The sequence below is a fragment of the Vibrio algarum genome (genome assembly GCF_028204155.1).
Classification (GTDB): domain Bacteria; phylum Pseudomonadota; class Gammaproteobacteria; order Enterobacterales; family Vibrionaceae; genus Vibrio; species Vibrio algarum.
Genome location: NZ_JAQLOI010000001.1, coordinates 1,383,308 through 1,399,204, shown reverse-complemented (window position 1 = coordinate 1,399,204; position 15,897 = coordinate 1,383,308). Strand labels below are relative to the sequence as shown.

The following is a 15,897-nucleotide window of genomic DNA, read 5'->3' as shown; positions in this document are numbered from 1 at the left end:
CTATGTTTTAAACAGAACAATGATTCAAAAGAACCACGGCTCTCATGAATCATTGTTAATGAGAATAGTTATTAATACTATTACACTCATTTCAGATTTGAATCAAGATTTAGATCTTCAATGCGACCTCTAACCCTTGACGTATTGCTCTTACTGCATCGAGCTCACCTGCTTTATCGGCTCCTCCGATAATGTGCAGTTTATCTTTCAGATCTGACCATTTATCTTCAAACGGGCGAACCGATTCTTGCCCTGCACAAATAACTATCTTGTCTGCGTCTAGAAGCTCTTTTTTCCCACGATTGTTTATCGTCAAGCCTTTGTTATCAATACTTTCGTAACTCACGCCCCCCATTAGGTTGACGCCTCTCTTTTCCAACGTACGCTTATGAATCCAACCTGTGGTTTTTCCAGGCCCTTTACCAACACGGCTCTTACGTCGTTGCAGTACCCAAACGGTCATATCACTAATAGGTTCTGGGTGAGGGTATAAACCACCAGAGTGGGTCAAGTCGGTATCTATGCCCCAGTCATGTAGCCAATCGTTGAGATCATGCCCCTGTGGTTCGGTTAGCATAGTCGCTACATCAATACCAATACCACCCGCACCAATTATGGCAACCTTATTACCCACCGGTGTCTTTTCTCTTATCAACGTTTGGTAATCAACTACTTTGTCTTGGTTATCTATCCCTTCAATATTAAGTTTTCTAGGTACAACTCCCGATGCCATAATAATTGCATCATAACCGGCTAAATCATCGAATTTCGCTTCACAATTGAGCTTGAGATTAACCCCTGTCTCGTCGAGTCGATTGGCAAAATATCGGATAGTTTCTCTAAATTCTTCTTTACCCGGAATCTGCATTGCCAGACGGAACTGACCACCAATACGATCGTTTTTTTCATACAGATCAACATGATGACCACGTTCTGCGGCTGTCGTTGCGGCAGAAAGCCCTGCAGGCCCAGCACCTATAACCGCTACTTTTTTAGCCGTATGAGCGGGTTGAATCTGAATTTCAGTTTCGTAACAAGCTCTTGGGTTCACTAGACAACTTGCTCTTTTGCCTTGAAATATATTGTCCAAACAAGCTTGGTTACAGCCAATACAGGTATTAATTAGATGCGCTTTATCTTGCGTCGCTTTAGCAACAAACTCTGGATCTGCCAAGAAAGGGCGAGCCATAGAAACCATATCCGAATGGCCTGCTTCAAGTACTCGTTCTGCATCTTCGGGGGTATTAATTCGATTACAGGCAACAACTGGGACTTTAAGGTGCGGTTTGAGTCTTTCCGTTACCCATGTGAATGCCGCTCTTGGAACTTGAGTAGCAATAGTAGGAATGCGCGCTTCGTGCCAACCTATGCCGCTATTAATGATAGTGACACCTGCGTCTTCTAGCGCTTTTGCCAACATAATCACATCTTCAAACGTGCTGCCTTCTTCTACCAAATCGAGCATAGAAAGACGGAAGATAATAATAAAGTCTTCCCCTACAACTTTGCGAATCGCTTTGACGATTTCTAATGGAAAGCGCATCCGTTTTTTATAGGTCCCACCCCATTCGTCGTAACGCATGTTGGTACGTTTACAAATAAACTGGTTAATCAAATATCCTTCCGAGCCCATCACTTCAACACCATCATAACCAGCCAATTGAGCTAACGATGCACTATTAGCAAAGGCTTCGATGGTCTTCTTAATCTGCTTCTCGTTCATTTCACTTGGCGCAAATTTAGATATCGGAGCTTTCATTCCTGAGGCACTTTGCGACAGTGGATGCATGGCATATCGCCCAGCATGCAATATCTGCAAAGCAATTTTCCCACCTTGTCTATGTACCGCTTCGGTCACGACTTGGTGTGCCTTAGCATGTTTAGGTTTACTAAACTCTGCGCTTAGCGGATGGAGCCTGCCGCGAAAGTTTGGCGAAAAACCACCTGTAACTATCAGTCCAACACCACCTTTTGCGCGCTCTTCGTAGAAAGCAGCTAGTCTTCCTAGCCCTTCTTTATGTTCTTCAAGGCCAGTATGCATAGATCCCATCAGTACGCGGTTTTTCAACTGCGTAAAACCTAAATCGAGAGGCTGTAATAATTTTGGATACATAATCGTTTCACTTCTGCTCATAGATGCGTCAACGGATGCTGCGCTCTGTTTTAATTATGGTCAAACTAGAATATTCACTCTATGATCAGAAATCAAACAACTGTTTACATTTGTGCAACATTGATCAATGTAAGATGTATTTTTTGTGATTATGACGTAGGATTAACGCACTCAACTTAACTCTTTGTAAGCATGTGCGAATTGCACCTGTGGGGAAGATATGAAAAAAATATTCAAATTTATCGGTGGCATCTTCAAATGGGTTTGGAAGATCATCAACTTCATTCGCCTTGCTATCTTTAATCTGTTTTTCTTTATTATTATTGGCGTGATCTATTTAGGTTACACTCAGTCAAGTCAAATAAGCGCTCCACCTCAAGTCAAAGAAGCCTCGGCTCTGGTACTTAACCTTTCTGGCCCTATAGTCGAACAGAGACGATATATTAATCCAATGGATTCGGTTACCGGTTCTTTGTTTGGTCAAGAGCTACCAAAAGAAAACGTGCTTTTTGATATCGTGGATACTATCCGTTACGCTGCCGATGATGACCAAATATCCGGATTGATTATTAGCCTTCGGGAACTACCTGAAACAAACCTTACTAAGCTGCGCTATATTGCTAAAGCAATAAATGCATTCAAGGAAACTGGCAAACCGGTTTACGCCATCAGTAGTTTTTACAACCAAAGCCAATATTATCTGGCGAGCTACGCCGATAAAATTTATATGGCACCGGATGGCGCTGTCATGCTTACTGGGTATGGCACTTATCCTCTTTACTACAAAACTTTGTTAGAAAAAATGGATGTCAATACGCATGTATTCAGAGTCGGTACATACAAATCAGCGATTGAACCGTTTATACGCGATAACATGTCCAGTGACGCTAAAGAGTCAGCTAGTGCATGGTTAACTCAATTATGGGCGGCATATATTGACGACGTATCTTCAAATCGAAACATAGATACAAAATCCATAAATCCGTCTATGGATGAATTTTTGGCCAGTCTTAAAGGGGTTAACGGTGATCTAGCCAAACTTAGCCAAAAACTGGGGCTTGTTGATGAATTAGCCACTAGACATCAGATCCGTCAAGCGATGGCCGACGCCTTTGGGGCAAAAGGAAAAGACAGTTACAAAGCCATTGGTTATTACGAATATCGAGACACCGTCACTCAAGAATACCAACACAGCTCGAATGACATCGCTATAGTCGTTGCAAGCGGTACGATAATGGACGGCAAACAACCTCGCGGTACAGTCGGGGGCGACACCACTGCTGCGCTACTAAGAGAAGCAAGGAATGACGACAACGTTAAAGCCGTGGTGCTGCGCGTAGACAGCCCTGGTGGTAGCGCCTTTGCTTCTGAGGTTATACGTAATGAAGTCGAAGCTATAAAAGCGGCAGGTAAACCCGTTGTCGTATCTATGTCGAGCATTGCAGCATCTGGAGGCTATTGGATCTCGATGGGTGCCGACAAAATTATTGCGCAGCCAACGACACTAACCGGTTCCATAGGAATATTCAGCGTCATTACCACCTTTGAAAAAGGATTAAATAAACTCGGTATATACAGTGATGGTGTAGGAACCACGCCATTTTCTGGGATAGGTATAACCCGAGGTATCCCAGACAAAGCTGGCGAGGCATTCCAGCTAGGTATTGAAAATGGTTATCAACGATTTATTGGGCTAGTAGGTCAGAGCCGTGGAATATCGGTAGACGATGTAGATAACATTGCTCAAGGGCGGGTATGGACAGGTTTTGATGCAATGAACGCCGGTTTAGTTGACCAGATGGGTGATTTTGATGATGCAATCAAGGTCGCAGCAGAATTAGCCAATGTTGAAGAGTACAATCTTTATTGGGTGGAAGAACCACTGTCAACAACAGAGCAGTTCTTGCAGCAATTGTCTGATAATCTTGGTGCATCGTTAGGTATTAATCTCTCAGCCATGTTACCAGAAGCTCTGCAGCCAATCTCTAATCAGCTTATAGCCGATACTGAGCTGCTAAGTACTTTAAATGACCCGAAAGGCTATTATTCACTCTGTTTAACCTGTGAAGTAAAATAGTTCTAATACTGCTTCGCTAGCATAGAAGCTGGATAAGATTCAATAGGTGCCTCGTGCACCTATTTTTATTTGCTTAACTTAAGCATATAATCCGCCACAACTCGTATCATAAAATTAAGAACGCAATGAAAAAACATATCTATATCGCCTATACAGGTGGCACGATAGGAATGCAAAAATCGGAACATGGCTACGTCCCAATTGCTGGGTTTATGGAAAAGCAACTTGCTGGTATGCCTGAATTTCACCGTGAAGAAATGCCGAGTTACACTATCCATGAATATGATCCCCTGATCGATTCCTCCGATATGTCTCCTGCTGACTGGCAGTTTATTGCAAATGACATAAAGAAAAACTATGACAAGTATGATGGTTTTGTCATTTTGCACGGCACCGATACGATGGCCTTTACCGCGTCTGCACTTTCTTTTATGTTTGAAAATTTGGCTAAACCCGTCATTGTAACTGGTTCACAAATCCCATTGGCCGAACTTCGTTCTGATGGGCAAGCCAACCTGCTGAACGCACTACATATTGCAGCTAACTATCCTATAAATGAGGTTACTCTCTTCTTTAATAATCAATTAATGCGCGGGAATCGAAGTACTAAATCTCATGCCGATGGCTTCAATGCGTTTACATCACCCAACCTCCCGGCACTACTTGAAGCTGGTATCAATATTCATGTTGGCAATGGAGTAACGGTTGATCTCAAGCCAGAAGGAGAGTTTAAGGTCCATAAAATCACACCTCAACCAATAGGTGTAATTACAATGTATCCTGGAATTTCTCATGAAGTTATTCGAAATACACTGAGGCAGCCTGTAAATGCTATGATTCTACTTACCTTTGGTGTAGGTAATGCTCCTCAAAATCCTGAACTATTAGCCCATTTAAAAGAAGCGTCAGACAGAGGTGTTATTGTCGTAAACCTCACTCAATGCCTAGCAGGAAAAGTAAATATGGGTGGGTATGCAACGGGCTGTGCCCTTGCAGAATCAGGGGTCATTAGCGGTTATGATATGACGCCAGAGGCAGCTCTAGCGAAATTGCATTATCTTCTTAGTCAGAATCTCAAATACGAAGAGATAAAAACTGAAATGCAAAAAGTGTTACGTAATGAAATGTCACTTTAACAATAAGCTCCTCACCTTTGTGTAAGACTGCTTAGTTAACACTTAAACACCTTTTCATTGCCGTGAAAAGGCAAATTTAATTGGCATTAGATCCCCACTTTCGTGGGGATAACACGATTTCTCATAGAAATGACTATAAAAATTAATCGTTCACGTTAACCCTAACAATATCTTCCTCACCTGAAGATAAATCTTTTTTAAATTCAGCTTTAGATTTGAGCTTTATTTCACCACCAGCAGCAACAGACATATGCTCTGGGTTAGTATTGTATTTCGCTTGATATAACATAACCGCTTGCATGCAGGAATCTCTTTGCTCCTGACTTAACAATGTACCTTCTGGCCATTTACCTGTCTCAACCGCATATTGTAATCTTTCATAAGCTTCGGGCGTAATAGCATCTAACAATTCTTGTGTATTCACAGCAATGATTTCCTTTTCTTGACTTTGCACAACACATCAAGTTAGCTACGCTTTATAGATAGTCAATCGTCAGTGGCTGAATTGTTGTAATTGATCACAAGCATTAAATATGAAAACAAAAAATAACATCGTATTGCTTTCTTCTTGCCTAGTTTTGTTCGGTTGCTTTGAAGGCAGAATAAACACGAATAAACTGTGTGATAAAAATCCAGACCTACGCTGCGATCAACTAAACATGGATGATGGTCAGTGTCGTGTAAACAGAACAGATTTGATTTGGCACCGTAAAGAAACTCTAGAGTCTCCTACCGATAGCAACATGATACAAGAGTTCCACTTCGTTAAAGCCTACCATAAGTGTCTGCAATTAGCGGCGCAAATTGAGCCTAGTAAAACAGGAGATAAAAAAGAAAAACGTTTCAATGCTCTATTGCACTCGATAGATGAAGAAAAACGCTTACTTGCTGAGTTATCAACACATGACTCTCCTGAAGCCCTCTATTTCTTATGGACCCAAGGTCAACAAAGTGCCATCCGTAAGTTTTTGCAACTAGAAAAGAGCGGTAAGCTCAATACCGCAGAACTGCAATACGCACTCGCCACTTATTACATCACTCGTGATAGAGAAAAAACAGTCAATCTATTAAACAACGCATTAAAACTGAGTGATGAGGAAACGCTCAACATAGAGATTCTAGAGGCATTAGCGAGCGTAAATCACGCACTCAAAAGATCTGAACGTGCTTATGTATGGGTTATAGTCAGTAAAGAATTTGGAGTACCTGTCGCTTCAGAAAGAGATCTTACGGTTCTCTATAACTTCTCCTCAGAGAAAAAAGAGCAGCTAGAAGAGGTCGCAGAAGAAATAATTGACGCGATCGAAGACAATAATTACAAGACATCTTTAATCAACAAAGTACCGAAAAGCACTTCTTAAATACCATCAATGACCATATAAACTCTAAATTGAAATAAAAATACAAAAAAACTGGCTTATTCAGCGTTTTTTGTATTTCTGGTGAAAGTTAACGACACTGAATTAACACAGTACCTTTCACCCGTTGTTTTCGGACCATCGGGAAAAACATGACCTAAATGGCTATCACAATCGGCACAGCGGATTTCCACTCGTTTCATACCATGACTCGTATCTTCTAAATATCTGATGGCCGAATCGTCTATTGACGCGTCAAAACTCGGCCAACCACAACCAGAGTCATACTTATTGTCTGAGTGAAACAGCGGTTTATTGCAACAAGTACAAAAATATTCTCCTGTTTCGCGATTATGCAACAGGACTCCAGAAAACGGTGCTTCTGTACCTCGCTGTCTACACACTTGAAACTCTTCTTCTGTCAATGAGTTACGCCACTCTTGTTCGGTTTTTACCACTTTGTTTTTCATAACAATTCATTTGACCTTTATTGGTTTTTTAACATTATTGATCGATTTTATAACAAAAACTTACCTTTTTGTTGCGTTGTAGCACATAAACTTTAACTTGAACTACCGCTCAGGGGGTTGCAATTACTTTCCGAGACCTTCATGATCGCATCCTAAGTAACAAATTTTTGTAAATTGGTAGCAAAAAGTAGTCGCTCATGAAACTAAGTTCAAAAAAGGTATTTATTTTTTGACTTTGAACAAGATAAGAACGATTATCTGTTGCAGATAATTACGGTATTCTGTAATTTTACAACCAGTTTATATTTCATCAGAAAAAAGTTGTGGAGCAACAAATAATGACTATCAAAGTAGGTATTAATGGTTTTGGCCGTATCGGTCGTTTTGTATTTCGTGCATCTGTAGAGCGCGCTGACATCGAAGTTGTTGGTATCAACGACCTTATCGACGTTGAGTACATGGCTTACATGTTAAAATACGATTCAACTCACGGTCGTTTCAACGGTACAGTTGAAGTTAAAGATGGCAACCTTGTTGTAAATGGTAAAACAGTACGTGTAACTGCTGAGCGCAACCCTGAAGATCTTAAGTGGGATGCAATCGACGTTGACGTTGTTGCTGAAGCTACTGGTCTTTTCCTAAATGACGAAACTGCTCGTAAACACATCACTGCTGGTGCTAAGAAAGTTGTTCTTACTGGTCCTTCTAAAGACGCAACTCCAATGTTCGTTATGGGCGTAAATGACAGCACTTACGCTGGTCAAGATATCGTTTCTAACGCTTCTTGTACTACTAACTGTCTAGCACCTGTTGCTAAAGTTCTTAACGACAAGTTCGGTATCGAATCTGGTCTTATGACTACAGTTCACGCTACTACAGCAACTCAAAAAACTGTAGATGGTCCTTCTGCTAAAGACTGGCGTGGTGGCCGTGGTGCTTCTCAAAACATCATCCCATCTTCAACTGGTGCTGCTAAAGCAGTAGGCGTTGTTCTTCCAGAACTAAACGGCCTTCTAACTGGTATGGCTTTCCGCGTACCAACTGCAAACGTTTCTGTTGTTGACCTTACTGTTAACCTTAAGACTGCTGCATCTTACGAAGCAATCTGTGCTGCTATGAAAGAAGCATCTGAAGGCGAGCTTAAAGGTGTTCTAGGTTACACTGAAGACGCTGTAGTTTCTCAAGATTTCATCGGTGAAGTTCAAACTTCAGTATTTGATGCTGCTGCTGGTGTTGCTCTAACTGACAAATTCGTTAAAGTTGTATCTTGGTACGATAACGAAATCGGTTACTCAAACAAAGTTCTTGACCTAATCGCTCACATCTCTAAGTAAGCATTAGTTTAAGGCTTTCTTTGAAAGCATAAGAAAAGGCGGCCATTGTGTCGCCTTTTTTGTTTCTATCATTCTAAGAAAGGAATCCCCAAATGGAAAAATATCTTCCTGTTATCGGCCCTCTAGCCGATCATGTTACTGTTGTTGAAAAAGGTGGGATTAAGATCATTCGTGTTGCTCACCCTAAAGCGACCGCTGACATATCTCTACACGGCGGGCATGTTCTTTCATTCAAGCCAACTGACCAAGCAGATGTTATCTGGCTTAGCGAAAAAGCCGAGTTCGATCCTGCCAAAGCATTTCGCGGTGGCATACCGGTATGCTGGCCATGGTTTGGTAGAATTGCGGCTCCTGCGCACGGCTTTGCCCGGACAAGTTTGTGGCATTTAGTTGAACACAGAGAAACAGAGCACGGGGTTATCATTTGTTTAGGTCTTGAAGAGAGCCAAGAAACAATGGCAATCTGGCCTTATACTTTCCAAGCTCGTCTATATGTGGAAATATCTGAGAAACTAAAAGTCACGCTCGAGGTAAGCAATACTGACAATAAAGCGTGGCAGTTTTCTGGTGCACTTCATACCTATTTTAATGTTGCTGATATTCGCGAATCTGTGACTACAGGTATGGGTCCAGAATATACCGACAGCCTTCAAGACAGTAAAGTATGTCAAGGTAGCACTCAACTTCAGTTAACGGATACCGTTGACCGTGTATATACGCAACCTGAAGATACTATCGAAATTACTGATCCCAAAAACAGCCGTACTATCGTGATAAAAAATAAGGGAGATAATTCAGCTGTAATTTGGAACCCGTGGGTAGACGGGGCTAAATCGATGGGTGATATGGCTGATGATGGTTACAACACAATGCTATGTGTCGAATCAACTTATCATGCAAGCAGTTTAGAAACAGGCAAAACACTTCAACCAGATGAAAGCTACCAACTAATAACGGAAGTGAGCGTAAAGTAATTTTTATGTATCTTGGTCCCCCCTCTTTTGGGGGGAACTTTCGTTTAATCATCGATAAGCTCGAAATAACTTGCTAGTAGCGTTACAATTCATAAATCCCCCTTAATTCAAGTCAATCATGCTTTATCAATGTCCACTTTGCTCTGAAAAACTGAATCTAGAACAACGGTTTTACCGGTGCGCTAATAATCACCAATTTGATATAGCCAAAGAAGGTTACGTCAACCTAATTCCTGCTAATAAAAAACGATCTAAAAATCCCGGAGACAACTCCGAAATGATGCAGGCGAGAAGGCGTTTCCTAAATAATGGTCATTACGCTAAGTTGCAGCAAAAAATCACACAAATCTGCAAAGAAAAACTAATCGACACAAATTATCAGATATTAGATATTGGCTGTGGAGAGGGTTATTATACAAATGAACTCGAATCTCAAATCACGAAATCAGGCCATAGCACAAATGTTTATGGTTTAGATATCTCCAAGGTGGCTATTCGGTATGCGGCAAAAAAGTACCCCCTTTGCCACTTTTCCGTTGCTTCAAGTCAAAACTTGCCTTTTGTAGACCAATCATTGAACTTGATCTTACGTATTTACGCGCCATGTAATATTGAAGAAATGAATCGTTGCATAGCCGACAACGGAGTTGTTGTTACGGTAACGCCTGCCGCAAGGCACCTGTACCAACTGCGTGCTCTAATCTATGATGAGGTACGCTTACATGAAGAGGCTCCTGAAAACATCGACGGCTTTAACTTAGAGCATGAAGAAAAGCTAAGCTATCAACTCAATTTAGACAATTCTGACTCCTTTGACCTACTGCAAATGACACCATTCGCATGGAAAGCAACCGACTCAATGAAACAACGGTTGCAGAATGAAACAATATTTACATGTGAAGCCGATTTCATGATAAGAATATATAGAAAAAATTAATACACTCTACATATTGGTCTATTTATTGCTTAAACATTATACATATAGAAAGTGGCAAAGTTATATTAAACTTTTTGCCGCTTATGTCGATACCTAATATACAAGCAGATTTCATTGAGGCCACCTATGACGCCAGTTGGAAATAATAATGCTTCTTCACTACACGCGACTCAAGTGAAAGCAACGAATACTCCATCTCTGCCATCTGAAGCAAAGGAGTCGTTCACGCCTTTAAAAGTGGAACAAAACAAAGTATCTCTTTCTGATGAAGGCAAAGCATTATTGTCTGCGCTACAGCAAATTGATAAGGAAGCAAAAGAAGCTGGCCTTGGTAAACCTACCACCGTTGAATCTTTTACCCATGGTGCGCTTGGTTTAGATCACCCAGAAAAAATCGAAGAAACGGAAGACACGAGCTACACTGCTGGCCAGTACCTCAAGGGTGCGCTATCTGCAGGGGCAATTTTACTCGCATTGCTTTAACACTGATTTAAGGGGAGTCGAGTTGAGCACATCCATTGTGCTACGCATACCCACGCCTAAAAATTGATCTGACCCAGCCAAATTCCAACAAAATACATCTTTATCATTGATAACTTTCCCATTTCTCCATACATGCCCTACACTTTTAGTTAACAACAATACAGTACATTAAGTCACTGTTTTCATAAGCACTAACGTGCCATATTTTGCTAGGTCAGACATGCTAGGTTTTATAAAAAAAGTATCTCTATAAGAGTTACTGTTGTTTTTGTGTTCGTATTCGGAACACTCATAACAGCAACGACAGCAATCTCATTACAATACATATTTTCTTCACACATGGCGAAAGACGCAGTGACGGCTTACGCGACTAGTTTCGCGCGAAACACTCAAGAAAATGTCACCGAGCTCAATTTTAAGGCCTCTCATTCCGTAGAGATATTAGCTCATAATGCTTCATTGACCCAAAACGGGAAAATAATCACCACGTCCGTTGATAGCTTATTTTTCAATTTACTTAGCAATAACAACGAATTTTATGCCGCTTACATAGGTTTAGACAACGGAGATTTTTACGAAGTTATTAACTTAGAAGCTAGCCCGTTAATTCGACAAAATTTGGGAGCATCGCTTACCGACCGATATGCAAAAGTGATTATTGAAGGATCCGACCAACAACGTTCAAAACGTACTATTTTTCTAAACGAAAAATGGGAAGCTAACCGAGAAGTAGCCGTTTTTAGCGAATATGACGCATCGGTTAGACCCTGGTTTCAGAATGCGAGTTCAATTAAAGCCACAAAGAGTAAGCCATACCTCTTCCAACACTTGCAGTCTCCAGGGCAAACCTATTCAATGAAAATTGATGGAACCAAACACGTAGTCGCGATCGATATCGCGTTATCAACGATGTCCGGTTTCCTTTCTAATCAAGTGAACCAAGACAAATCTATTGGTAAGAGCGAGGTGTACCTTTTTGATTCAATAGGTGTCATTACTGCTTCTAATATAAACAGCTCAATCGACAAAAATAGGATAATTCTTCCCACACCGTTATCTGAACAAGAACAGAAGTATATTGAAGATTTACCTGCGATTAGAGTTTCGAATGAAACTGACTGGGCACCACTTGATTATTCAATAGCCGGCAAACCTAGAGGCTATATTGTTGAGCAAACAGAAATGCTCGCACATAGCCTTGGACTCGATATCGAATATGTAAATGGTGTTTCTTGGGGCACTTTAGTTGATTATTTTCACTCAGGCGATATTGAAATACTGACACCCATATACAGGACAGGTACAAACAGCGATTGGGGACTTTTTTCAGACCCCATTGTGGATATGAAAATGTCTATAGCCACACTGAACGATACTCCCACGATTAGTAGCATGAGCGATTTAGAATACAAGAGCGTTGCGATACCAAAAGGGTGGTCGATCATTCCAGAACTCCGTAAGAGCTACCCGAATATTACCATTTTAGAAGTATCTTCCGTTTCAGACGCACTGAGTGCCGTACTTAAACGTGACGTCTATGCAGCTTTAGAGACCAATATTACCTTACGATATAGCCAAGGCATCTACCATTTGTCGGGGATAAAAATCACAGACGACATTAATATCCAGTCAGTGCAATTTGATAGTAATTTAAGGTACTTGTTTCACCCTAAACATAGTCAGTTACACGCATTAATGAATCGAGCGTTACGAAATTTCAGTGGTGACGATAAAGCGTATTTGGAAAATAAGTGGATTAATAATCTTTCTGGCTTAGCAAAAACACACTCCACCGTTGTCCCATACACTGAATTAATTACCTCTTCAAAAGACCCATTAATTTACGGGACATTGCAAGAGCGAGAAATAAATGGCAAAGAAAAAATGCTTTTTGTCGCCCCTCTATCAGGCGTAATAGAGCAATATTTTGCAATTGTACTCAATGCAGATGACGTGTTAGCTGATAGTAAAAAAGACGTTTATATTTCTACTGCAATCACAACTTTCATCGTTCTACTTCTCGTACCATTATGTTGGGTTCTCGCTAATCCTATTGTGCGACCGATCCGCGAACTCGCACTAGAAAATGAAAAAATCATGCTCCGAAAATATAATTCGGTAAAAGGCATCGGTCCTCTATTCGTGAAATAGACGACCTTTCTTCTTCATTAGTTAAGATGTCAAAAGCAATCGCTAAACATGCAGCGCAACAACAAAAGCTAATGGACTCTTTTGTCGAACTCATCGCTGAAGCTATCGATGATAAATCTCCTTACACAGGCGGACATTGTCATCGCGTACCCGAATTGGGATTAATGCTTGCTAATATAGCGAGCAAAGATACATCACCATACTTCAAAGACTTCACTATTGAAGATCAAGACCGACAGCGAGAATTTAAACTTGCTGCTTGGTTACACGACTGCGGTAAAATCACCACGCCAGAGCATGTCGTAGATAAAGGCAGCAAGCTCGAAACGAGTTATAACCGTATTCACGAGATTAGGACACGATTTGAAATTATTTGGAGAGATATCGAATTAGAGTACTACCAAAACCTAATCGAACAACCATCGAATATAGAGGAATTGGTTACCCAGTTAAAACAACGACAAAAATCACTTGCAGAAGATTTTATGTTCGTTGCCAAATGCAATATTGGTGGTGAAGAAATGCATCAAGACGAAATAGATAGGTTACATCAAATTGCACAAGTCACTTGGGTTAGGCACTTTGACGCTAGAGTAGGGCTATCACCTATTGAGGAAAGACGGTTAACCACAATTGATGCGGTGCTACCTGTCACTGAAAAGTTGATTGATGATAAACCTGAACACAAAATTAGTTGGGAAAGAATACCGAATTACGACGCTAAGTTTAATATAACGCTGCAGCCACCAGAGTTGCAAAATAATCAAGGTGAGCTCTATAACCTCTCCATTAGAAGAGGCACCTTAAACAAAGAAGAAAGATATCGTATAAATGAGCATACCGTCAGTACTATAAAGATACTAGAAGGACTCCCTTTCCCTCCTGAGTTAGCCAATGTGCCGCGGTTTGCGTCAACACACCATGAAACCCTGAAAGGAACTGGTTATCCGCGAGGTTTATCTGATAAGGACTTAACTATCGGCGAAAGAATATTAGTTATCGCGGATATTTTTGAAGCACTTACAGCCGATGATAGGCCCTATAAAAAAGCTAAGTCTTTATCTTCCGCATTAAGTATCATGAAAAACATGGCAGAAAATGATCACATTGATAAGAAAGTGTTCAACTTGTTTTTAAGCAGTAATACTCACTTGAATTACGCGAAACAATACCTTCTTGAATCACAGGTTGAAGATGTAGATATTGAGCAATTTCTTATTCGGGATGCTTAAACTCACCCTATTTCTTGGCAGAAATTTGTTTGAAGAATATCTTTTAACTGGCGATAATATTAGGCCATTTAGTAAAGGCACCCGTTCGCCTACTTTTGTAAAATGCGAACAGCAAACGGTGCCTTTGCCAAGTGAAAACGAAACCACCGAGAAAAACTCAATCCGCCCAAATTTATTACACCAATACCGGCTTGTTTCATAGCTGACGGATACGCCTGCTTCAGCGAGAAGATCTTCTCGCAAATCACGACCTGCCCTAATTAAAATTTCGTAGTAACGTCCCTCGCCCGTTTGAATAGAAAAATAGAATATATGTTCTAATCTGGTGCGCCAGATGACCCTAAAGTCTTTACACAGTGCAATTAAATCTAGTGAACCCTTATTCTACGGGGCTTTCTACTTGGCACTTGAATTGCATTCAATTATAAGCTGAGAGAATGCAAGCCTTTGATTTAAGCAATTAAATGATAATACATAAGAAGGACACAGGAGCAAACTTTGGCTAAAACCCCCGTTTGGGATGCACATACATGCGTACCTCTTTTCCCAGAGTACGATCTAGCATCATTAAAGCGACATATTGACTGTGGCGCATATTATATTTCTATCAATATAGGCATGGATTTTAATCCGCTGGAAGAGATTATTCAGATTATCGCGGGTTTTAGAAAACGTATCAACGAACTCGATTTTCTGATTCAAGTAAATAATTTTTCTGATGTGGAACGCGCGCAGCGTGAAGGAAAGCTGGCCATCTCTTTTGATCTAGAAGGCGGGATACCTTTGTGTGAAAGCCCTGCGATGGTGGGACTGTTCGCTCAGCTTGGAGTAAGGCAGATACATTTAGCCTACAACCGCAGCAACTCTCTAGCCGGAGGCTGTCACGATGACGACCCTGGTTTAAGCTCGAAGGGTCGAACAATTGTAGATGCCATAAACGCCAACAAGTTATTTATGGACGTATCTCATTCCGGGTATCGCACTAGTATGGATATTTTTGAGTACTCCACAAAACCCGTCATTATTAGTCACGGTAATCCAAAAGCACTGACGGAGCATGGACGTAACTATACGGACGAACAGCTTCATGCCTGTGCGGCAACTGGTGGTGTTGTCTGTATTAATGGAGTCGCTAGGTTTTTAAACTGCCCTCAGGCCAGTGCACAAAGCATGGTTGAAGCGATAGATTACCTGGTTCAGCTACTTGGCCCTCAGCATGTAGGTTTAGGGTTAGATTATGTCTACGATCCTCAATTAGATACCGGACCAAGTGGACTAGATCTCGGTTACTGGTGGCCAAAAGGACATGGTTATGACAATGAGAGTGATGGTTATCTGAACCTTTTATATGCTCCCCCAGAACACTTTCTTGAAATCGCTGGCTTGCTTGAAACACGAGGCTATACGCAGACCGATATAGAAGCCATTTTTGGTAACAATATGCGCTCACTAGCCAGAAAAATATGGGATTGAGCTGACTCGGATCTCTTCCATCATTATTCAGTTTCATAAGTACAGAATAAATATAAAGAACTAAACGCTGGGTATAGGTAAGGAACTAACAATACACAGTAATTTAGAGGTAGAAGTAAATTTCATGGCACAACAATAGCCAAAAATAACATGGATAGA

13 protein-coding genes are annotated in these 15,897 nt (G+C 40.9%); 10 read left to right on the top strand and 3 right to left on the bottom strand.

Features of this window, described 5'->3' with window-relative positions; translation table 11 throughout:
• Positions 1 to 109: 109 nt before the first annotated feature.
• Positions 110 to 2,113, bottom strand: a complete 2,004-nt coding sequence (locus tag PGX00_RS06800) for an NADPH-dependent 2,4-dienoyl-CoA reductase (protein ID WP_272137965.1) — start codon at positions 2,111 to 2,113, stop codon at positions 110 to 112.
• A 220-nt stretch (positions 2,114 to 2,333) separates the two neighbouring features.
• On the opposite strand from PGX00_RS06800, the gene sppA reads away from it, so the two are divergent.
• Positions 2,334 to 4,190 carry a signal peptide peptidase SppA gene (sppA, locus tag PGX00_RS06795; RefSeq protein ID WP_272133903.1) on the top strand — a complete coding sequence of 619 codons (1,857 nt, stop codon included), beginning with the start codon at positions 2,334 to 2,336 and terminating at the stop codon, positions 4,188 to 4,190.
• 125 nt (positions 4,191 to 4,315) lie between these two features.
• On the top strand, positions 4,316 to 5,326 hold the full coding sequence (gene ansA / locus PGX00_RS06790) for an asparaginase (RefSeq protein ID WP_272133901.1): 1,011 nt from the start codon (positions 4,316 to 4,318) through the stop codon (positions 5,324 to 5,326).
• A gap of 142 nt (positions 5,327 to 5,468) precedes the next feature.
• Here ansA and PGX00_RS06785 read toward each other — a convergent pair whose 3' ends face one another.
• The gene (locus tag PGX00_RS06785; protein WP_272133898.1) at positions 5,469 to 5,750 is read right to left on the bottom strand and encodes a YeaC family protein; all 282 of its coding nucleotides are present in this window, start codon (positions 5,748 to 5,750) and stop codon (positions 5,469 to 5,471) included.
• A 109-nt stretch (positions 5,751 to 5,859) separates the two neighbouring features.
• On the opposite strand from PGX00_RS06785, the gene PGX00_RS06780 reads away from it, so the two are divergent.
• Positions 5,860 to 6,687, top strand: coding sequence for a DUF2989 domain-containing protein (locus PGX00_RS06780; protein WP_272133895.1), 828 nt, complete (start codon positions 5,860 to 5,862; stop codon positions 6,685 to 6,687).
• Positions 6,688 to 6,743: 56 nt separating this feature from the next.
• On the opposite strand, the gene msrB is transcribed toward PGX00_RS06780, so the two are convergent.
• Positions 6,744 to 7,154 carry a peptide-methionine (R)-S-oxide reductase MsrB gene (msrB, locus tag PGX00_RS06775; RefSeq protein ID WP_272133892.1) on the bottom strand — a complete coding sequence of 137 codons (411 nt, stop codon included), beginning with the start codon at positions 7,152 to 7,154 and terminating at the stop codon, positions 6,744 to 6,746.
• A gap of 338 nt (positions 7,155 to 7,492) precedes the next feature.
• Here msrB and gap point away from each other — a divergent pair, with 338 nt between their 5' ends.
• The 7 genes from gap (at position 7,493) to PGX00_RS06740 (ending at position 15,738) form a co-directional block, all read left to right on the top strand.
• Positions 7,493 to 8,488 carry a type I glyceraldehyde-3-phosphate dehydrogenase gene (gap, locus tag PGX00_RS06770; protein WP_272133889.1) on the top strand — a complete coding sequence of 332 codons (996 nt, stop codon included), beginning with the start codon at positions 7,493 to 7,495 and terminating at the stop codon, positions 8,486 to 8,488.
• A 92-nt stretch (positions 8,489 to 8,580) separates the two neighbouring features.
• Positions 8,581 to 9,462: a D-hexose-6-phosphate mutarotase gene (locus PGX00_RS06765; protein WP_272133887.1), complete on the top strand. Its 882-nt coding sequence runs from the start codon at positions 8,581 to 8,583 to the stop codon at positions 9,460 to 9,462.
• Positions 9,463 to 9,580: 118 nt separating this feature from the next.
• Positions 9,581 to 10,399, top strand: a complete 819-nt coding sequence (rlmA, locus tag PGX00_RS06760) for a 23S rRNA (guanine(745)-N(1))-methyltransferase (protein ID WP_272133884.1) — start codon at positions 9,581 to 9,583, stop codon at positions 10,397 to 10,399.
• Positions 10,400 to 10,525: 126 nt separating this feature from the next.
• Positions 10,526 to 10,882, top strand: coding sequence for a hypothetical protein (locus tag PGX00_RS06755; protein WP_272133881.1), 357 nt, complete (start codon positions 10,526 to 10,528; stop codon positions 10,880 to 10,882).
• A gap of 270 nt (positions 10,883 to 11,152) precedes the next feature.
• Positions 11,153 to 13,033 carry a transporter substrate-binding domain-containing protein gene (locus tag PGX00_RS06750; RefSeq protein ID WP_272133879.1) on the top strand — a complete coding sequence of 627 codons (1,881 nt, stop codon included), beginning with the start codon at positions 11,153 to 11,155 and terminating at the stop codon, positions 13,031 to 13,033.
• Positions 13,034 to 13,059: 26 nt separating this feature from the next.
• Positions 13,060 to 14,265, top strand: a complete 1,206-nt coding sequence (locus tag PGX00_RS06745; protein WP_272133877.1) for an HD-GYP domain-containing protein — start codon at positions 13,060 to 13,062, stop codon at positions 14,263 to 14,265.
• A gap of 498 nt (positions 14,266 to 14,763) precedes the next feature.
• Positions 14,764 to 15,738 (top strand): dipeptidase, encoded by a 975-nt coding sequence (locus PGX00_RS06740; RefSeq protein ID WP_272133876.1) that lies wholly within the window; start codon positions 14,764 to 14,766, stop codon positions 15,736 to 15,738.
• Positions 15,739 to 15,897: the final 159 nt, after the last annotated feature.